This window comes from Diaphorobacter sp. JS3050 (assembly GCF_013154915.1).
Taxonomy (GTDB): domain Bacteria; phylum Pseudomonadota; class Gammaproteobacteria; order Burkholderiales; family Burkholderiaceae_C; genus Diaphorobacter; species Diaphorobacter nitroreducens.
Window position 1 is genome coordinate 2,573,293 of record NZ_CP053553.1, and the last position, 17,724, is coordinate 2,591,016.

The following is a 17,724-nucleotide window of genomic DNA, read 5'->3' on the forward strand; positions in this document are numbered from 1 at the left end:
CTCCGACCATGCACGCCCCGGAGCCGCAGCGCACCCGCGCGCACTCCAACCTGACGATGGCGGTGCTCGCTCTGGCGGGCATCGCCCTGTTCGTTGTGTTCTGTGCCCTCGGCTGGTGGCAGGTGGAGCGGCGCACCTGGAAGCTGGCCCTGATGGAACGCGTAGAGCAGCGTCTGCATGCCGCGCCCGTGCCGTTGCCCGCGCGCGCGCAGTGGCCTGGCGTGGATGCGGCTGGCTTTGAATACCAGCCTGTGCAGGCTGAGGGTCACTGGCTGGCCAGCAAAACCGTACTGACCCAGGCCACCACGGCGCTCGGCGCGGGTTTCTGGGTCATGACCCCGCTGCAGCTGGACGGCGGCGGCCAGGTGCTCGTCAACCGCGGCTTCATCCCACAGGCGCAGCGCGCCCAGTGGGCCGCTGGCGGCCCCGGCATGCAGGAAGGCGAAGCCGTACAGCTGCAGGGCCTGTTGCGCATGAGCGAGCCCGGAGGCGGCTTCCTGCGCCGCAACGACCCCGGGGCGCAGCGCTGGCATTCGCGCGACGTGGCGGCCATCGCCCAGGCGCAGGGCCTGGAGGCCGCGGCCCCGTTTTTCATCGACGCGGGCATTCCCGACGCGAACGCCCCAGCGCCGATGGATGCCGAGACTTCCACCACCACCGGTCCCTGGCCCCGCCCGGGACTGACGGTGGTTCGCTTCCACAACAGCCACCTGGTGTATGCCATCACCTGGTTCGGGCTGGCCGCCATGGTGGCGGCAGCGGCTGCGTATGTGGCACGCTACGAGCTTCGCCTGCGTGCCACCTTGCGCTCCCGATGACAGCTTCCGCCACCTCCACCCCCTCCGCCTCCCCGCCCGCCCTGAAGGCGCGCTCGGCCGATGCCGCGGCCGGGCTGAAAAACCTGCACCAGCTCATCCAGTTGCGCTGGATCGCCGTGGTGGGCCAGGTGTTCACCATCGAGGTGGCGCACTACGTGCTGCAGCTTCCCCTGCCCCTGCGCGAGATGCTCATGGTGGTGGGTTGCCTGGTGCTCTACAACGCGGTGAGCTTCGTGCGCTGGCGCACCGGCCGCGGCGTGCGCAATGTGGAGCTGTTTCTGGCGCTGCTGGTGGACGTGGCCGTGCTCACCGTGCAGCTGTATCTGAGCGGGGGCATCCGCAACCCATTCGTCTTCTTGTACCTGCTGCAGGTGGCGCTGGGCGCGGCGCTGCTGCGCAGCGCCTACATCTGGACCATGGTGCTCATCACCGCAGCCTGCTTTGCGCTGCTGGCGCATTACAGCGTGCCATTGCAGCTGGCGCCCGACTTCGCGCGCGGGCTGGGCAGTCCCTACGTGCTGGGCCTGCTGGTGTGCTTCATGCTCAACGCGGCGCTGGTGGTGATCTTCATCAGCCGCATCGGCCAGAACCTGCGCCAGCGGGACGCGCGTCTGGCCGCCATACGCCAACGCGCCGCCGAGGAAGAGCACGTGGTGCGCATGGGGCTGCTGGCTTCAGGCGCGGCCCATGAGCTGGGCACGCCGCTGGCCACCATGGCGGTGATCCTGGGGGACTGGAAGCGTGATCCTGCATTGGCCGCCAACCCCGCGCTGCAGGAAGACGTGGCCGAGATGCAGGCGCAGGTGCAGCGCTGCAAGACCATCGTCAGCGGCATCCTGATGTCCGCCGGCGAGACGCGCGGCGAGGCATCGGCGCAGACCACCGTGTGCCAGTTCCTGGACACGCTCGCCAGCGAGTGGCAGGCCACGCGCTCGGTTGACGAGTTCACCTATGACAACCGCTTCGGCCAGGACACCCCCATGGTGTCCGATGTCACGCTGCAGCAAATGGTTTTCAATGTGTTGGACAATGCCCGCGACGCATCGCCCCACCGGGTCGGCCTGGTGGCCGAGCGTGATCAAGACCTGCTGCGCATTACCGTCACAGACAATGGCCCCGGCTTCGCGCCGGCCATGCTGTCGCAGTTCGGCAAGCCCTACCAGTCCAGCAAGGGCCGCCCCGGCGGCGGGCTGGGCCTGTTCCTGGCAATGAACGTGGCGCGCACCCTGGGGGGCACCGTGCAGGCACGCAACCTTCCGGGCGGCGGCGCCCAGGTCACGATCACGCTGCCGCTGGCCGCGATTGCGTTGCAGGAGACACCCACGCACCATGGACGCTGAACGCTTGCTGCTCATCGTGGAAGACGACGAGGCCTTCGCGCGCACGCTGGCCCGTTCGTTCGAGCGGCGCGGCTACCGCGTGCTGCACGCCGATAGCCTGGCACAGGCCGAAGCACTGCTGGCCGGGCACACGCCCGACTATGCCGTCGTGGACCTCAAGCTCAAGGGCGAGGCCACAGGCCTGGCCTGCGTTCGGGCATTGCACGCGGCCAACCCGGACATGCTCATCGTCGTGCTCACGGGCTACGCCAGCATTGCCACCGCCGTCGAGGCCGTAAAGCTGGGTGCCTGCCACTACCTGGCCAAGCCATCGAACACCGACGATATCGAGGCCGCCTTCGGCCTTACCGAAGGCAATGCCGACGTGGAACTGACCAACCGCGCCAGCTCCATCAAGACGCTGGAGTGGGAGCGCATCCACGAAGTGCTGGCCGAGACGGGCTTCAACATCTCCGAAGCCGCACGGCGGCTAGGAATGCACCGCCGCACGCTCACGCGCAAGCTGGACAAGCGGCGGGTTTAGCGCATTGAGCGCGCATGGGCTGTCATCGGCCTGAGCCTGCCTTTACGAAGGGCGACTGATGGGGAGGCTGTCGCCGTATACATTCAGGATGCTTGAAGCGCGTTGTTTGAGATGGAAGACCTGCCCAAGATCCTCGTCGGCCAATATGACAGCCCCGTCACGCGCCGTGTCGCCATCGCGCTGCATCACTACGGCATCCCCTTCACCCGCGATACGCGATCCATCTTTGGCGATGCGGCAGCAATCGGGGGGATCAGCCCGCTGACCCGCATCCCGGCCCTCGTCCTCGACGATGTCGAAGTGCTGATCGACAGCGCATCCATCCTGGATCATCTCGATGAGCAGGCAGGCGACGCGGCGCTGATCCCCCGCTCCGGCCCCCAACGCCGGCGCGTTCTCCAGATGACGGCACTGGCGCAAGGCACCCTCGAAAAGGTCGCGGCTGTGGTGTACGAGAGGCACTTTCACCCCCCGAACACCGCAGCGCCGTCTGGCTGGATCGCTGCCTTGGCCAGGCACGCGCTGGTCTCGACGAACTGACCAAACGCCTTGCCACACCGTATGCCTGCGGGGCGGCACTCACCCATGCCGATGTCATGATCACCACGCTGATCTGGTACATGCAGGACCGGATGGATGAAGTGCTGTCACCGTCCGTCCACGCCGCGCTGATCTCACTGGCCGAACACTGTGAAGCGCTGCCCGCCTTCCGTGCCGCCGCCCCGAGCGATCTCGAGGCGATGCCACGAAGCTAGGGCCTGTTGGCACGGAATGTGAACAGGCCCTCGTCTTGGATATACCTGTTCATGGCATCCAAGGGAAGGCCGGGCGCACGCGGCGTTGAGCCACGGTTCGTGGCGTCGGATTCGCGTCCGGCACAAGCCGCTGGGGGCCCGACTCCGCCACCGGCGAGCAGTCCGCTCTCGCCCCAGCCTCTCAACCCTACGTCACACACCCCTCCTAATCCTCCCAACTGCCACCGCCGACAACGCAAAGCAACCGCCCCAAAGACCCCAACCCGGTCATTACCCACGCGCCCCACCCTCACCCCGCACATCAGCGAAAATTGCAGGCTATGACCCTCAAAGCCCCCGAACTGCTGCTGCCCGCCGGCTCGCTCGACAAGATGCGTGCGGCGTACGACTTCGGCGCCGACGCCATCTACGCCGGCCAGCCGCGCTACAGCCTGCGTGCGCGCAACAACGAGTTCCGCCTGGAGCAGATCGCCCAGGGCATCCAGGAGGCGCACGCGCGGGGCAAGAAGTTCTTCGTCACCAGCAACCTGATCGCGCACAACGACAAGGTGCGCACCTACCTGCGCGACATCGAGCCCGTCATCCAGTGCAAGCCCGACGCCTTCATCATGGCCGACCCCGGCCTGATCATGATGGTCAAGGAAAAGTGGCCCGAGACCGAGATCCATCTCTCGGTGCAGGCCAACACCACCAACTACGCCACGGTGAAGTTCTGGCAGAAGGCGGGCGTGTCGCGCATCATCCTCTCGCGCGAACTGAGCCTGGACGAGATCGAGAAGATCCGCCAGGAATGCCCTGACATGGAGATCGAGGTCTTCGTGCACGGCGCGCTGTGCATTGCCTACTCGGGCCGCTGCCTGCTCAGCGGCTATTTCAACCGCCGCGACCCCAACCAGGGCACCTGCACCAACGCCTGCCGCTGGGAATACAAGACCCACGACGCGGCGGTGGACCCCAACACCGGCGAAGCGCTGGCCACGTCCATGGAGCAGGGTTTCAACTTCGAACAGGCGCGCGAGGAAGCCGACAGCCAGTTCACCACCACCTGCGGCAGCGGCCAGCGCCACCCCAAGGCCGACCAGGTCTACCTGATCGAAGAGATCGGCCGCCCCGGCGAACTGATGCCCATCATGGAGGATGAGCACGGCACCTACATCATGAACTCCAAGGACCTGCGCGCCGTGGAGCATGTGGAGCGCCTGGTGAAGATCGGCGTGGATTCGCTCAAGATCGAGGGCCGTACCAAGAGCCTGTACTACGTGGCGCGTACCGCCCAGGTGTACCGCCGCGCGATCGACGACGCGGTGGCGGGCCGCCCGTTCAACCCGCACCTGATCACCGAGCTGGAAGGCCTGGCCAACCGCGGCTACACCGGCGGCCTGCTGGAGCGCCGCCCGGCCAACGACTACCAGAACTACGAGACCGGCAACAGCGTGCTGCAGCGCGCCCACTTCGTCGGCCAGGTGCGCGGCTACGCCGACGGCATGGCCGAGGTCGAGACCATGAACCGCTTCGCCGTGGGCGACACGCTGGAGGTGATCCACCCCAGCGGCAACCGCACGGTGCAGCTCACGCAGATGTTCAAACTGGACGGCGAAAGCGTGCAGGTGGCGCCGGGCAATCCGCTGCGTGTGCGCATTCCGATCGACGGCCCGGTGGACGGCGCGCTCATCGCGCGGCTGCTACAGCCTTCCTGAAACCATAGCTGGCAGCGCCCGTCCACAGGGCGTTTCAGGTAGATTTGATACCGAAATGCCCAGCCATCAAGCGCGAGCAGCTCCTCTTTTTGCAAAGGCCCCGGCGGGGCCTTTGCCCATTTCTTGCCCCGCCCCATACCCAGAACCCATGAATCCTGAAGACATCGTCGTCCTGCCCGAACTCAAGGCCTACATCGACCCGCTCACGCCCGAGGAGCACGACGCGCTGGAGCGCAGCATCCTCGCAGAGGGCTGCCGCGACGCGCTGGTGCTGTGGGGCAACATCCTCGTGGACGGCCACAACCGCTTCGGCATCTGCCACAAGCACGGCCTGCCCTTCCAGACGGTGCAGAACACCCGCTTTCAGAACATGGAGGACGTGCACCTGTGGATGATCGACCAGCACCTGGGGCGGCGCAGCGTGTCGGAGTTCCAGCGCGGCGTGCTGGCACTGCGCAAGCGCGAGATCATTGCCGAGCGCCGCGCCGCGGCCGCTGCCGCCGTGGTGGCAGCCAAGGCCGAGGCCGCCCAAGCGCCTGAACAAGCGCCGTGGGAGGGTGACACCGACCCGGTCGTCGCCCAGGCGCTGGCCAGCGTGCCCAAGGTGCCCGAAGACGCGCTGGACACGCGCGAGGCCCTGGCCCGCGCCGCCCGCCTGACGGCCGCCCAGGTCAAGGCCATCGAGACCATCCACCAGAACGCAGCGCCGGAGGTGGTGGCCGCCGTCAAGTCGGGCGAACTGTCCTTGAACGCCGCTGCCGTGGTGGCCACCCTGCCGGTGGACGAGCAAAAGAGCGCCGCGGCCGGCGGTGCGCAGGAACTCAAGCAGGCCGCCAAGCGCGTGCGCGATGGCAAGAAAAAACCAAAGGGCGATGCCGCCGCAACGGAGGCCGACGGCACCGCCGGGCCGGAATCGACGGCCGCCCCCGACACCGCAAAGCTGCAGCAGCGCGTGGCGGAACTGGAGGCCGAAAACGAGCGCCTGCGCCAACAGGTCAAGGCCCTGCAAGACCTGCTGGCCGAGCAGGGCTGAGCGCCCGTCAGGAGACTGCCGCGTGCACGCCCTGGACCGCCACGCGTGCGCGGCGCAGCGCCATCCACTGCAGTTCCGCCAGGGCCAGCACGGCCACCGCCTGCACGGCCACATAGGCCTGGCCCCAGCCGCCGGTCACCCACGTCGTGCCCCACAGCACCACTGCGCTGGCCAGCACCCACAGGACATTGCCCGCCACCAGCAGCGCCAGCGCGCCGCCGGCTGCCTCGCGCCGCAGGGCCAGCGACCCGGCCACCAGCACGAAAGGCAGCAGCAGCCAGCCGCTGGCCAACAGCAACCGGGGCGACATGCCCAGCCATTCAGCCAGCGGCGCTGCCGCCGCCAGGTGCAGCGCCGCCATGCCGGCGCCTGCGGCGGCATCGGCCCAGAGCACGCGGCGCAGGCCGCCGGGGGACGTGAAAGCATCGATGAAGGCCATGGTGTGATCTCCTGAGGGGTTGAACATGGCCTGCATCGTCGGCACGCGGCGGCTGCGCGTCCATGACCTGGCAGGTCATGCCCACGCCGCGCGGCCGGCCCTACCATGCAGGCCATGCACCACGCTCCCGCCCTATCGACACCCGCGCCTTTTGGAGAACGCCTGCGCCACTGGCGCCAGCACCGGCGGTTGAGCCAACTGGACCTGGCACACGCGGCCGAGGTGTCTACGCGCCACCTGAGCTGCGTGGAAACGGGCCGCGCCAGCCCCAGCCGCGACATGGTGCTGCGCCTGGCGCGTCGCCTGGACGTGCCCCTGCGCGAGCGCAACGCGCTGCTGGTGGCCGCGGGCTATGCCCCGATGTACCGCGAACGCCCGCTCGATGCGCCCGAGATGGCCGATGCGCGCGCGGCGGTGCAGCGCATCCTGGACTGCCACGAACCCTGGCCGGCGCTGGCGATGGACCGGCACTGGAACCTGCTCATGGCCAACCGCATCGTGCCCCTGCTGCTGTCCGGCGTGGACGCCGAGCTGCTGCAGCCGCCCGTGAACGTGCTGCGCCTCAGCCTGCACCCGGGGGGCCTGGCACCGCGCATCGCCAACCTGGCGCAATGGCGCGCGCACCTGCTGGAGCGGTTGCGCCAGCAGATCCACGAGAGCAGCGACCCGGTGCTGGCCGCCCTGCTGCAGGAACTGCAGGCCTACCCTTTGCCGCCTGCCAGCCCGCCGCTGCCGGGCGAGCACCTGGGCGTGCTCATGCCGTTCGAGTTCCGCACGCCGGCCGGCACGCTCCAGCTGGTGAGCACCACCACGGTGTTCGGCTCGCCCGTCGACGTGACGCTGCAGGAGCTGGCGCTGGAAACGTTCTTCCCCGCCGACGACGCCAGCGCCGCCGCACTGCGCGCGCTGGCCGCGGCCTGAACGGCACCGTCTCCCGGGTCGTGACCACGGTCTCGGCGTGCGACATCCCCCGACGCGCGGCACACGCGGCGCGAGCATTTAAGTGAAAATGGCCGCTAACGCAGCACCAGCAAGCGTAAGCAGCTATCAATTAATGAGCAAAAGAAAACCCCCGCCAGGCATGCGCCCTGCGGGGGTTGACGGGAGGGGCCGCGCCGCGGCCCGGGCCTCAGCCGGCGATCAGGCCGTCACGCCCTTGGCGACCTCTGCATACTCCTCGATCTGGTCGAAGTTCATGTAGCGGTACACGCTGGCCTTGTCGGCATCGATCACGCCCATTTCCTGGAGGTATTCCTCCTTGGTGGGTAGCTTGCCCAGGCGCGAGGCGATGGCGGCCAGCTCGGCCGAGCCCAGGAACACGTTGGTGTTCTTGCCCAGGCGGTTGGGGAAGTTGCGGGTGGAGGTGGAAATCACCGTCGCACCCTCGCGCACTTGGGCCTGGTTGCCCATGCACAGCGAGCAGCCGGGCATTTCGGTACGCGCGCCGGCCGTACCGAAGGCAGCGTAGTGGCCTTCCTTGATCAGCTCGCTCTGGTCCATCTTGGTGGGCGGTGCCACCCACAGCTTGACGGGAATGTCGCGCTGGCCGCCCAGCAGCTTGGCTGCGGCGCGGAAGTGACCGATGTTGGTCATGCACGAGCCGATGAAGGCTTCGTCGATCTTGGTGCCAGCCACTTCGGACAGGAACTTGGCATCGTCCGGGTCGTTCGGGCAGCAAACGATGGGCTCCTTGATGTCGGCCAGATCGATCTCGATCACGGCGGCGTACTCGGCGTCCTTGTCGGCTTCGAGCAGATTCGGGTTGGCCAGCCAGGCTTCGACCTTCTCGATGCGGCGCTGCAGCGTCTTCGCGTCCTGGTAGCCATCGGCGATCATGTTCTTCATGAGCACGACGTTGGAGCGCAGGTACTCAGCGATCGGCTCGGGGTTGAGCTTGATCGTGCAGCCGGCGGCGGAACGCTCGGCCGAGGCGTCGGACAGCTCGAAGGCTTGCTCCACCTTCAGGTCCGGCAGGCCCTCGATTTCGAGGATCTTGCCCGAGAAGATGTTCTTCTTGCCGGCCTTGGCCACGGTCAGCAGGCCCGCCTTGATGGCGTACAGCGGGATCGCGTGCACCAGGTCGCGCAGCGTCACGCCGGGCTGCATCTCACCCTTGAAGCGCACCAGCACCGACTCGGGCATGTCCAGCGGCATCACGCCGGTGGCAGCGCCGAAAGCCACGAGGCCGGAGCCTGCGGGGAAGGAGATGCCGATGGGGAAGCGGGTGTGCGAGTCACCGCCGGTGCCCACTGTGTCGGGCAGCAGCAGGCGGTTGAGCCAGCTGTGGATCACGCCGTCGCCGGGGCGCAGGGACACGCCGCCGCGGCTGCTGATGAAGGCTGGTAGTTCGCGGTGGGTCTTCACGTCCACCGGCTTCGGGTACGCAGCGGTGTGGCAGAAGGACTGCATCACGAGGTCGGCCGAGAAGCCCAGGCAGGCCAGATCCTTCAGCTCATCGCGCGTCATCGGGCCGGTGGTGTCCTGCGAACCCACGGTGGTCATCTTCGGCTCGCAATACGTGCCGGGACGGATACCCTGGCCTTCGGGCAGGCCGCAGGCACGGCCGACCATCTTCTGCGCCAGCGTGAAGCCGGCCTTGGATTCAGCCGGCGCCTTGGGCAGGCGGAACACGGTCGATGCGGGCAAGCCCAGGGCCTCGCGCGCCTTGGCGGTGAGCGAGCGGCCAATGATCAGGTTGATACGGCCACCGGCGCGCACTTCGTCCAGCAGCACGTCGCTCTTGAGCGCGAACTCAGCCACGGTTTCGCCGTTCTTGACGATCTTGCCGTCGTAGGGCAGCACGTCGATCACGTCGCCCATTTCGAGCTTGGACACATCGACTTCGATGGGCAGAGCGCCGGAATCTTCCTGCGTGTTGAAGAAGATGGGGGCGATCTTGCCACCCAGCGTCACGCCGCCGAAACGCTTGTTCGGCACGAAGGGGATGTCCTGGCCGGTGGCCCAGATCACCGAGTTGGTAGCGGACTTGCGCGAAGAACCGGTGCCCACCACGTCACCGACGTAGGCAACCAAGTGGCCCTTCTTCTTCAGGTCTTCGATGAACTGCATCGGGCCGCGCTTGCCGTCTTCCTCGGGCTTGAACGCCGCGTCAGGACGCGTGTTCTTGAGCATGGCCAGGTAGTGCAGCGGAATGTCGGGGCGGCTCCAGGCATCGGGTGCGGGCGACAGGTCGTCGGTGTTGGTTTCGCCGGGCACCTTGAACACGGTGACGGTGATTTTCTTCTCGACCTCGGGGCGGCTGGTGAACCACTCGGCATTGGCCCAGCTCTGCATGACCTCCTGGGCCTTGGCGTTGCCGGCCTTGGCCTTGGCGGCCACGTCGTTGAAGAAGTCGAACATCAGCAGCGTCTTCTTCAGCGCTTCGGCAGCCACGGAAGCGACTTCGGCGTCGTCCAGCAGCTCGATCAGAGGGTGCACGTTGTAGCCACCCACCATGGTGCCCAACAGCTCGGTGGCCTTGGCCTTGGAAATCAGGCCGACCGTGATGTCGCCATGGGCGACGGCCGCGAGGAAGGACGCCTTGACCTTGGCTGCGTCGTCCACCCCCGGCGGCACGCGGTGGGTCAGCAGGTCCACCAGGAAAGCCTCCTCGCCAGCGGGCGGGTTCTTGATCAGCTCGATCAGTTCGGCCGTCTGCTTGGCATCGAGCGGCAGCGGCGGGATGCCCAATGCAGCGCGCTCGGCCACATGGTCGCGGTAGGCTTTCAACATGTATTCTTTCTCCGGGATAGTCTAGGTTTTCAAAGTGGGGCGACAACCGGCCGGCCACACTGGCGCACACGGCAGGCGTGCACTGCGTGGCCCCGCCGGCAGGCGGCTTTAGGTTTACTTGGCGGCCGGGTTGTCCAGCAGGCTTTGCGGCGGGTTCTTCTTGATGGCCTCGGCCACCACCACCTGCTGCGGGCTCATGCATTCGTCAGCCATGCGCTGGCCCAGCTTCTGGTTCATGAGCATGGATTTGTTGGCGATCTGCACCCACACGGCACCCGCGCGCTGGTCTTCCAGGCGCACCGCGCCGGTGGTGGTGGCCACCGGGGCCATGTGGTACTTGAAGCCCTTGCCTTCCACATGGAAGCGCCCGGGCGACTGCGTATCGGCCTCGATGCTCACGAACGCGCCCAGTTCGCACGCCATGCGGCCCGTGTACACGCGCTCGGCGATCTGCAGTTCTTCGGGAGTGAGCGCCGCCTCGGCTGCGGCCAGGCCCGACGCCACCTGCACGGCACCGCTGTGCAGGCGCGTGCGGCTGCTGGTAGGCGACGCCTTGGCGACGGTGTCGCTCTTCTTCTCGGCCTTGGGCTTGGTCGCCTTGGCGGAGGTGCTCTTCGCCGCAGGCTTGGCGCTGCTCTTCTTGGCCTCGGCGGGGGCGGCGGGCTTGGTCGCCGTCTGCGCCGTGGTGAGGGCGGGCGCCAACAGTATCAATGCGGAAGCGATGAGGGTCTTCATGGTGACTCCTGCGGGGAAAGAATGAATGGAAGGCAGATGGGGCGACAAGAATACCCGTATCAGGTGGACGTGGTCTCAGCCTTGGCAAACCAGCCCTGCGCCTCGGCGGGCAGCATGCGGCCGGTCTGGTGTGCACGCTCGAGCACCTGCCAGAAATAGCGGTAGCTTGCGCGGTCGTGCAGTACGCCCTCCTCGCTGATGGGAGCCCAGTCAGCCTGGATGGCGGCAGAAATGATGCGGCTGGCCCGCGCGATTTCCGCACCTTCCGGTGCGAAAGCCGCCAGGATGGGCCGGATCTGCGCGGGGTGGATGCTCCACATGCGCGTGTAGCCGAACTGGCGCGCAGCCCTGCCGGCCGCGGCCTGCATGGCGTCGGGATCGCTGAATTCAGTAACCACGCAGTGCGATGGCACCTTGCCATTGGCATGGCAGGCGGCGGAGATCTCCAGCTTGGCACGCACGACGAGCGGATGCTCGAACTGCCCGGTGGACGTCATGCCCGAGGCGGGAATCGCACCGCCATGGGCGGAAACGAAGTCCATCAGGCCGAAGCTCAGGCTCTGGATGCGCGGGTGCGCGGCGATCTCGAAGGCCCGGTGCACGGCAGCGGGGGACTCGATAAGGGCGTGCAGCGGCAGATGGCTGGCGCCTGCGGCCTCCAGCGCTCGCTCTGCCGCGAGCACGTCGTCCACGGTTTCCACCTTGGGCAGCATGATGTGGCACAGGCGCTGCCCCGCCTCACCGGCGATGATGGCCATGTCCTGCGCGAAGGCGGGGTGGTCAACCGTGTGCACACGTGCCGCCACACGCGCGCCGGCCCCGGCTTCGCGCGCCAGGCGTGCCACCAGCATGGCGTGCTCGCGCTCTTGCCCCACGGGCGCGCCGTCCTCGCAGTCGAGCGTCACGTCAAACACGCAATGGCCAAACTCGGCAAGCAGCTCCTGCTGCAGTTGCAGGCTCTTGCGCATGCGCACTTCCACGCCGCTGTAGTGGTCGCACACGGGGATCGCATGGGCGCCCGCCTGAGCGCCCAGCAGGACTTCAGCGGGATGGGCAGCGGACGAGGTCATGGGGCACGCTGGGCAACAATGAACAAACGGGGAAACGCAAACAGCCGATGGCCGTCCGCGCGCTCGGTATAGGCCTCGCCAATGCGCTGCGTGTAGGCCTGCAGATACGCATCCCGCAACACGGCGGGGAGCGGATCAAGGAAGGGTTTCAGGCCTGTGGACTCCAGCCACTCGACGATGGCCTGGACCGAAGGCATGACATGGCGGTACGCGGTGTGCCAGATATCCACCCGGCAGGCCATGGGCGCGAGAAGGTCGTAATAAGCCTCCACCGACAACAGTGCCGCGCGCTGGTCCGCGGCATGCGCCAGCTGATCACGCCACGCAGACTGGCTCGCCAGCTCGCGCATGAGCTGGTGCGACGGCTGGTCCAGGTTGTCGGGCATCTGCACCGCCAGGACACCGCCGGGTGCCAGGCAGCGCATCAACCGGGCGAACAGCCCGGCATGCCCTGCCACCCACTGCAGGGAGGCGTTGGCAAAAATCAAATCGGGCGCCACGGTGGGCGCCCAGTCGGCAATGTCGGCCTGCACGAAGGGCACACCGGGCAAACGCTTGCGCGCACTGGCCAGCATCGCTTCGGAGTTGTCCAGACCGATGAGTTGCGACTGCGGGAACCGCTCCAGCAGCAATTGCGTGGAATTGCCATTCCCGCAGCCCAAGTCCACGATGTGGCGGGGTGCGGGATGGGAGACCCGCGCCAGCAACTCGACAGCCGGGCGTGTGCGCTCGCTCTCGAAGCGCTGGTAGAGCGCGGGATCCCAGTCGTGCATGGAGATGCGCGATTACAGCAGGTGCTTGACGCCGTCCTGCTCGCCTTGCAGCTCGGCCAGGGTCTTGTCGATGCACTCTTGCGAGAAAGCGTCGATGGCCAGGCCTTCGACGATCTTGTACTCGCCGTTCTCGGTGGTGACCGGGAAGCCGAACACGATGCCGGCGGGAATGCCGTATTCGCCGTTGGAGGGCACACCCATCGTCACCCACTCGCCCTTGGAGCCCAGGGCCCAGTCGCGCATGTGGTCAATGGCGGCGTTGGCGGCAGACGCAGCCGAGGACAGGCCACGAGCGGCGATGATGGCTGCGCCGCGCTTGCCGACGGTGGGCAGGAACACATCCTTGTTCCAGGCCTGGTCGTTGATGGCGTCCTTCACGGACTTGCCGTCCACCGTGGCGAAACGGTAGTCGGCATACATCGTGGGCGAATGGTTGCCCCACACCGTCAGCTTCTTGATGTCGCCCACCTTGAAGCCACCCTTGGCCGCCAGTTGGGAAGCTGCACGGTTGTGGTCCAGGCGCAGCATGGCCGTGAAGTTCTTGGCCGGCAGGTCGGGGGCCGACTTCATGGCGATGTAGGCGTTGGTATTGGCGGGGTTGCCCACCACCAGCACCTTCACGTTGCGCGAGGCCACGGCGTTCAGGGCCTTGCCCTGGGCCGTGAAGATCTGGGCATTGGCAGCCAGCAGGTCGGCACGCTCCATGCCGGGGCCGCGCGGACGGGCGCCGACCAGCAGGGCGTAGTCGGTATCCTTGAAGGCGGTCATGGGGTCCGAGTGGGCTTCGATGCCGGCCAACAGCGGGAACGCGCAGTCCTCCAATTCCATGATCACGCCCTTGAGCGCGTTCTGGGCCTTCTCGTCGGGAATTTCCAGCAGTTGCAGGATGACGGGCTGGTCCTTGCCCAGCATTTCGCCGGAAGCGATGCGGAACAGCAGCGCGTAACCGATTTGGCCTGCAGCGCCGGTCACGGCGACACGAACGGGTTTCTTGCTCATGCGAAAACTCCAGAAAGAGGTGTGAGGGAGGTGGTGTTGGTGCAAGGTCGCACCAGCGCCAGTCATCAGCAGCCCGTGCCCCGCAGAACAGCCCAGGAGTTTACCGCCGATTACTGCGCAGGGTCAATTTGTCTTATGTCTTATATAAGATATGATCGCCCTCAATTCAGCGGCATGCTCCGCCCCCCGGCACAGCCCACCATGTCCTCCTCGCCCCCTCCGACCACAGAAGGCACACCCCCAGGCGCGGGTGCAGGGGCATCGACTCCCGCATTCAGCCCCCTGTACCAGCAGATCAAGGGGCTCATCCTGCACAGCCTGCAGCATGGTGAATGGAAGCCCGGTGAAGCCATCCCCAGCGAAATGGAACTGGCTGCGCGCTTTCGCGTGAGCCAGGGCACGGTGCGCAAGGCCATCGACGAGCTGGCAGCCGAAAACCTCGTGATGCGCCGCCAGGGCAAAGGCACCTTCGTGGCCACCCACGCAGAGCGGCAGGTGCAGTACCGCTTCCTGAAACTGCTGCCTGACACGGGAGACGCCCGCGTGGAAGGCCCGGCGCAGCGCACCATCCTGGAGTGCCGGCGCATGCGCGCCAGTGCGGAGATCGCACGCACGCTGGCGCTGCGGACCGGAGATGTGGTGGTGCAGGTCAAGCGCATCCTGTCGTTTGTGGGCGTGCCCACCATCCTGGAGGACATCTGGCTGCCCGGCCAGGCGTTCAAGGGCCTGACCGCCGAGCAGATGGCCCACTACCAGGGACCCACCTACGCCATGTTCGAGCTGGACTTCGGCGTGCGCATGGTGCGCGCCGAGGAGAAGCTGCGTGCCGTGCTGCCGGACGCCGCCCAGGCCGAAGGGCTGGGCGTCCCCCCCGGCACCCCGCTGCTCAGCGTGGAGCGGCTTGCTTACACATATAACGATGTTCCCATGGAGTTACGTCGAGGCCTGTACCGGACCGATACCCACCACTACCACAACGAACTGAGCTGATCCACCGCAGCCCGCATGCAAACGCCCGCGGGGAGAATACGCAGTCTCCGCAGCCCCCTGGTGTTGCATTGCAATAGAATTTTGGGTTGTCTGCCTTCAGCGCGATTACAACGCAGTTACATCCACGAAAGCACCCGCCATGACAGAGCTCGCCAAGAAACGGCCCGAATACCGCAACATCAACATCTTCAACGACGTGAGGACCTACCGCCTGCCGGCCGCGGGCTGGGTCTCCATCCTGCATCGCGCGAGCGGCATGATCATGTTCCTGCTGCTGCCCTTCGTGCTGTGGATGTTCGACACCTCGGTGTCCTCGGAGATTTCGTTCGGCCGCTTCACCTCCGCGTTCACCGCGGGCCTGGGTTTCGTGCCGGGCTGGTTCGTCAAGCTGGTGGCGCTGGCCCTGATCTGGGCCTACCTGCACCACTTCATCGCCGGCCTGCGCCACCTGTGGATGGACGTGAGCCACGAGGCCGTCAGCAAGGAGTTCGGCAAGAGCTCCGCCATCGTGACGCTGGTGCTGAGCATCGGCCTCACGCTGGTGCTGGGCGCCAAGCTGTTCGGCCTGTACTGATCCCGCGCGGATCGCTCTCCCCACCCACGATAAGGAACTCCCCATGTCCGTGAATTACGGCTCCAAGCGCACCGTGGTCGGTGCCCACTACGGCATCCGCGACTGGCTGGCCCAGCGCGTGACCGCCGCCCTCATGGCCCTGTTCACCATCGCACTGCTGGCGCAGGTGATCTTCAGCAAGGGCCCCATCGGCTACGACCGCTGGGCCGGCATTTTCTCGACCCAGTGGATGAAGGTGCTCACGTTCTCCGTCATCGTGGCCCTGGTCTGGCACGTCTGGGTCGGCGTGCGCGACGTGTGGATGGACTACGTGAAGTCCGCCGGGCTGCGCCTGCTGCTGCAGGTCTTCACCATCGTCTGGCTGGTGGCCTGCGCCGGCTGGGGCTTCCAGACTCTGTGGCGTCTCTGATTCCCGCGATTGAAAGAAAACAATGAGCTACACCAAAGCCAACATCACCAAGCGCAAGTTCGACGTGGTCATCGTGGGGGCCGGCGGCTCCGGCATGCGCGCCTCGCTGGAACTGTCGCGCGCGGGCCTGAACGTGGCCTGCCTGTCCAAGGTCTTCCCCACCCGCTCGCACACCGTGGCAGCGCAAGGCGGCGTGTCCGCATCGCTGGGCAACATGAGCGAGGACAACTGGCACTACCATTTCTACGACACCATCAAGGGCGGCGACTGGCTGTCCGACCAGGACGCCGTCGAGTTCATGTGCCGCGAAGCACCCAAGGTGGTGATCGAGCTCGAGCATTTCGGCATGCCGTTCGACCGCAACCCCGACGGCACCATCTACCAGCGCCCCTTCGGCGGCCACACGGCCAACTACGGTGAGAAGCCCGTGCAGCGCGCCTGCGCCGCGGCCGACCGTACCGGCCACGCCATGCTGCACACGCTGTACCAGAAGAACGTCGAATCCAAGACCAACTTCTTCGTGGAATGGATGGCGCTGGACCTGATCCGCGACGCTGAGGGCGACGTGGTCGGCGTAACCGCGCTGGAACTGGAAACCGGCGACCTGTACGAACTGCACGCCAAGGCCGTGCTGCTGGCCACAGGCGGCGCTGGCCGCATCTTTGCGGCATCGACCAACGCCTTCATCAACACCGGCGACGGCCTGGGCATGGCCGCACGCGCGGGCATCCCGCTGCAGGACCTGGAGTTCTGGCAGTTCCACCCCACCGGCGTGGCCGGCGCGGGCGTGCTGCTGACCGAAGGCTGCCGCGGCGAAGGCGCCATCCTGCTGAACAGCAATGGCGAGCGTTTCATGGAGCGTTACGCGCCCACCTTGAAGGACCTGGCACCGCGCGACTTCGTGTCCCGCTCGATGGACCAGGAGATCAAGGAAGGCCGTGGCTGCGGTCCCAACAAGGACTACATCCTGATGAAGCTCGACCACCTGGGCGCTGACACCATCCGCAAGCGCCTGCCGTCGGTGGAAGAGATCGGCCACAACTTCGCCAACGTGGACATCACCAAGGAACCGATCCCCGTCGTGCCCACCATCCACTACCAGATGGGCGGCATTCCGACCAATATCCACGGCCAGGTCGTCACCTGGGACGGCGAGAAGAACAACGTGGTCAATGGCCTGTACGCCGTCGGCGAATGCGCCGCGGTGTCGGTGCACGGCGCCAACCGCCTGGGCACGAACTCGCTGCTCGACCTGTTGGTGTTCGGCAAGTCGGCCGGCAAGCACATCGTGCAATTCGTTGGGGGCTACGGCGAGCACAAGGCCGTGCCGGCCGACGGCAGCGACCGCACCCTGGCGCGCCTGAACCAGTTGGAAGAATCCAAGGACGGCGTCTACGCCCAGGACCTGGCCAACGACATCCGCCAGACCATGCAGCAGCACGCCGGCGTGTTCCGCACGCAAAAGGGCATGGACGAAGGCGTGGTCAAGATCAACGCCATCCGCGAGCGCGTGGGCACCGTGACCCTGAAGGACAAGTCCAAGGTCTGGAACACCGCACGCATGGAAGCGCTGGAAGTGGACAACCTGATCGAGGTCGCCCAGGCCACGATGACCTCGGCCGCGGCCCGCCAGGAGTGCCGTGGCGCACACACCGTGGACGACTACGAGCACCCTGCCGACCATCCCGACTTCCCGTTGGGCCGCAATGACAAGGAGTGGCTCAAGCACACGCTGTGGCACAGCGCCAGCAACAGCCTGAGCTACAAGCCCGTGAACATGAAGCCCCTGACGGTGGACAGCATTCCTCCGAAGGTCCGCACGTTCTAAGACAGCCGC

The 17,724-nt window shown here is 66.6% G+C and carries 18 protein-coding genes and 1 pseudogene; 13 read left to right on the forward strand and 6 right to left on the reverse strand.

The annotated features are described in order from the left end of the window. Window positions 1-8 precede the first annotated feature (8 nt). From HND92_RS12390 to HND92_RS12415, 8 genes and pseudogenes are all read left to right on the forward strand, one after another. Window positions 9-818 carry an SURF1 family protein gene (locus tag HND92_RS12390; protein ID WP_172207281.1) on the forward strand — a complete coding sequence of 270 codons (810 nt, stop codon included), beginning with the start codon at window positions 9-11 and terminating at the stop codon, window positions 816-818. Then, window positions 815-2,158: an ATP-binding protein gene (locus HND92_RS12395; RefSeq protein WP_172207283.1), complete on the forward strand. Its 1,344-nt coding sequence runs from the start codon at window positions 815-817 to the stop codon at window positions 2,156-2,158. Before HND92_RS12390 ends, HND92_RS12395 begins: the two co-directional genes overlap by 4 nt. Further along, the gene (locus tag HND92_RS12400) at window positions 2,148-2,681 is read left to right on the forward strand and encodes a response regulator transcription factor (protein ID WP_011805937.1); all 534 of its coding nucleotides are present in this window, start codon (window positions 2,148-2,150) and stop codon (window positions 2,679-2,681) included. The genes HND92_RS12395 and HND92_RS12400 overlap by 11 nt, the downstream gene beginning before the upstream one ends. A 111-nt stretch (window positions 2,682-2,792) precedes the next feature. Further along, on the forward strand, window positions 2,793-3,221 hold the full coding sequence (locus HND92_RS12405) for a glutathione S-transferase family protein (protein WP_253940022.1): 429 nt from the start codon (window positions 2,793-2,795) through the stop codon (window positions 3,219-3,221). Then, window positions 3,218-3,268: pseudogene (locus tag HND92_RS19610) on the forward strand (hypothetical protein); the annotation flags it as partial. The gene HND92_RS12405 and the pseudogene HND92_RS19610, both read left to right, overlap by 4 nt. Window positions 3,269-3,277: 9 nt before the next feature. After that, the gene (locus HND92_RS19355) at window positions 3,278-3,436 is read left to right on the forward strand and encodes a hypothetical protein (RefSeq protein WP_370632951.1); all 159 of its coding nucleotides are present in this window, start codon (window positions 3,278-3,280) and stop codon (window positions 3,434-3,436) included. Between the two features lie 320 nt (window positions 3,437-3,756). Beyond that, window positions 3,757-5,133, forward strand: coding sequence for a tRNA 5-hydroxyuridine modification protein YegQ (gene yegQ / locus HND92_RS12410; protein WP_172207285.1), 1,377 nt, complete (start codon window positions 3,757-3,759; stop codon window positions 5,131-5,133). A 148-nt stretch (window positions 5,134-5,281) separates the two neighbouring features. Further along, window positions 5,282-6,166: a plasmid replication/partition related protein gene (locus HND92_RS12415; protein WP_172207287.1), complete on the forward strand. Its 885-nt coding sequence runs from the start codon at window positions 5,282-5,284 to the stop codon at window positions 6,164-6,166. Between the two features lie 7 nt (window positions 6,167-6,173). On the opposite strand, the gene HND92_RS12420 is transcribed toward HND92_RS12415, so the two are convergent. Then, a complete protein-coding gene (locus HND92_RS12420; protein WP_172207289.1) occupies window positions 6,174-6,605 on the reverse strand; it encodes a hypothetical protein in 432 nt (143 codons plus the stop codon). Window positions 6,606-6,710: 105 nt separating this feature from the next. Here HND92_RS12420 and HND92_RS12425 point away from each other — a divergent pair, with 105 nt between their 5' ends. Next, entirely contained in the window at window positions 6,711-7,526 is an 816-nt protein-coding gene (locus HND92_RS12425; RefSeq protein ID WP_172207291.1) for a helix-turn-helix domain-containing protein, read from the forward strand. 219 nt (window positions 7,527-7,745) lie between these two features. On the opposite strand, the gene acnB is transcribed toward HND92_RS12425, so the two are convergent. The 5 genes from acnB to HND92_RS12450 form a co-directional block, all read right to left on the reverse strand. Further along, window positions 7,746-10,337, reverse strand: coding sequence for a bifunctional aconitate hydratase 2/2-methylisocitrate dehydratase (gene acnB / locus HND92_RS12430; protein WP_011805943.1), 2,592 nt, complete (start codon window positions 10,335-10,337; stop codon window positions 7,746-7,748). A gap of 114 nt (window positions 10,338-10,451) precedes the next feature. After that, entirely contained in the window at window positions 10,452-11,072 is a 621-nt protein-coding gene (locus tag HND92_RS12435; RefSeq protein ID WP_011805944.1) for a hypothetical protein, read from the reverse strand. Window positions 11,073-11,131: 59 nt separating this feature from the next. Beyond that, the gene (locus tag HND92_RS12440; protein WP_172207293.1) at window positions 11,132-12,142 is read right to left on the reverse strand and encodes a CoA ester lyase; all 1,011 of its coding nucleotides are present in this window, start codon (window positions 12,140-12,142) and stop codon (window positions 11,132-11,134) included. Continuing rightward, complete coding sequence (gene tam, locus HND92_RS12445; protein ID WP_172207295.1) at window positions 12,139-12,915, reverse strand: trans-aconitate 2-methyltransferase; 777 nt, start codon at window positions 12,913-12,915, stop codon at window positions 12,139-12,141. Before tam ends, HND92_RS12440 begins: the two co-directional genes overlap by 4 nt. A 12-nt stretch (window positions 12,916-12,927) precedes the next feature. Continuing rightward, window positions 12,928-13,914, reverse strand: coding sequence for a malate dehydrogenase (locus HND92_RS12450; protein WP_015913700.1), 987 nt, complete (start codon window positions 13,912-13,914; stop codon window positions 12,928-12,930). A 201-nt stretch (window positions 13,915-14,115) separates the two neighbouring features. On the opposite strand from HND92_RS12450, the gene HND92_RS12455 reads away from it, so the two are divergent. The 4 genes from HND92_RS12455 (at window position 14,116) to sdhA (ending at window position 17,715) form a co-directional block, all read left to right on the forward strand. Continuing rightward, the gene (locus HND92_RS12455; RefSeq protein ID WP_135149778.1) at window positions 14,116-14,904 is read left to right on the forward strand and encodes a GntR family transcriptional regulator; all 789 of its coding nucleotides are present in this window, start codon (window positions 14,116-14,118) and stop codon (window positions 14,902-14,904) included. Between the two features lie 139 nt (window positions 14,905-15,043). After that, window positions 15,044-15,478, forward strand: a complete 435-nt coding sequence (sdhC, locus tag HND92_RS12460) for a succinate dehydrogenase, cytochrome b556 subunit (protein WP_011805949.1) — start codon at window positions 15,044-15,046, stop codon at window positions 15,476-15,478. A 43-nt stretch (window positions 15,479-15,521) separates the two neighbouring features. Further along, on the forward strand, window positions 15,522-15,887 hold the full coding sequence (gene sdhD / locus HND92_RS12465; RefSeq protein WP_011805950.1) for a succinate dehydrogenase, hydrophobic membrane anchor protein: 366 nt from the start codon (window positions 15,522-15,524) through the stop codon (window positions 15,885-15,887). 22 nt (window positions 15,888-15,909) lie between these two features. Further along, window positions 15,910-17,715, forward strand: coding sequence for a succinate dehydrogenase flavoprotein subunit (gene sdhA, locus HND92_RS12470; RefSeq protein ID WP_011805951.1), 1,806 nt, complete (start codon window positions 15,910-15,912; stop codon window positions 17,713-17,715). Window positions 17,716-17,724 lie beyond the last annotated feature (9 nt).

What these genes read in the sequence shown, in the direction of transcription:
- HND92_RS12440 (WP_172207293.1), bottom strand. Translation starts at nt 12,142, where the DNA reads ATGACCTCGTCCGCTGCCCATCCCGCTGAAGTCCTGCTGGGCGCTCAG.
- HND92_RS12415 (WP_172207287.1), top strand. Translation starts at nt 5,282, where the DNA reads ATGAATCCTGAAGACATCGTCGTCCTGCCCGAACTCAAGGCCTACATC.
- HND92_RS12405 (WP_253940022.1), top strand. Translation starts at nt 2,793, where the DNA reads ATGGAAGACCTGCCCAAGATCCTCGTCGGCCAATATGACAGCCCCGTC.
- tam (WP_172207295.1), bottom strand. Translation starts at nt 12,915, where the DNA reads ATGCACGACTGGGATCCCGCGCTCTACCAGCGCTTCGAGAGCGAGCGC.
- HND92_RS12435 (WP_011805944.1), bottom strand. Translation starts at nt 11,072, where the DNA reads ATGAAGACCCTCATCGCTTCCGCATTGATACTGTTGGCGCCCGCCCTC.
- HND92_RS12400 (WP_011805937.1), top strand. Translation starts at nt 2,148, where the DNA reads ATGGACGCTGAACGCTTGCTGCTCATCGTGGAAGACGACGAGGCCTTC.
- HND92_RS12425 (WP_172207291.1), top strand. Translation starts at nt 6,711, where the DNA reads ATGCAGGCCATGCACCACGCTCCCGCCCTATCGACACCCGCGCCTTTT.
- HND92_RS19355 (WP_370632951.1), top strand. Translation starts at nt 3,278, where the DNA reads ATGATCACCACGCTGATCTGGTACATGCAGGACCGGATGGATGAAGTG.
- sdhC (WP_011805949.1), top strand. Translation starts at nt 15,044, where the DNA reads ATGACAGAGCTCGCCAAGAAACGGCCCGAATACCGCAACATCAACATC.
- HND92_RS12395 (WP_172207283.1), top strand. Translation starts at nt 815, where the DNA reads ATGACAGCTTCCGCCACCTCCACCCCCTCCGCCTCCCCGCCCGCCCTG.
- sdhA (WP_011805951.1), top strand. Translation starts at nt 15,910, where the DNA reads ATGAGCTACACCAAAGCCAACATCACCAAGCGCAAGTTCGACGTGGTC.
- yegQ (WP_172207285.1), top strand. Translation starts at nt 3,757, where the DNA reads ATGACCCTCAAAGCCCCCGAACTGCTGCTGCCCGCCGGCTCGCTCGAC.
- HND92_RS12455 (WP_135149778.1), top strand. Translation starts at nt 14,116, where the DNA reads ATGTCCTCCTCGCCCCCTCCGACCACAGAAGGCACACCCCCAGGCGCG.
- HND92_RS12390 (WP_172207281.1), top strand. Translation starts at nt 9, where the DNA reads ATGCACGCCCCGGAGCCGCAGCGCACCCGCGCGCACTCCAACCTGACG.
- sdhD (WP_011805950.1), top strand. Translation starts at nt 15,522, where the DNA reads ATGTCCGTGAATTACGGCTCCAAGCGCACCGTGGTCGGTGCCCACTAC.
- HND92_RS12420 (WP_172207289.1), bottom strand. Translation starts at nt 6,605, where the DNA reads ATGGCCTTCATCGATGCTTTCACGTCCCCCGGCGGCCTGCGCCGCGTG.
- acnB (WP_011805943.1), bottom strand. Translation starts at nt 10,337, where the DNA reads ATGTTGAAAGCCTACCGCGACCATGTGGCCGAGCGCGCTGCATTGGGC.
- HND92_RS12450 (WP_015913700.1), bottom strand. Translation starts at nt 13,914, where the DNA reads ATGAGCAAGAAACCCGTTCGTGTCGCCGTGACCGGCGCTGCAGGCCAA.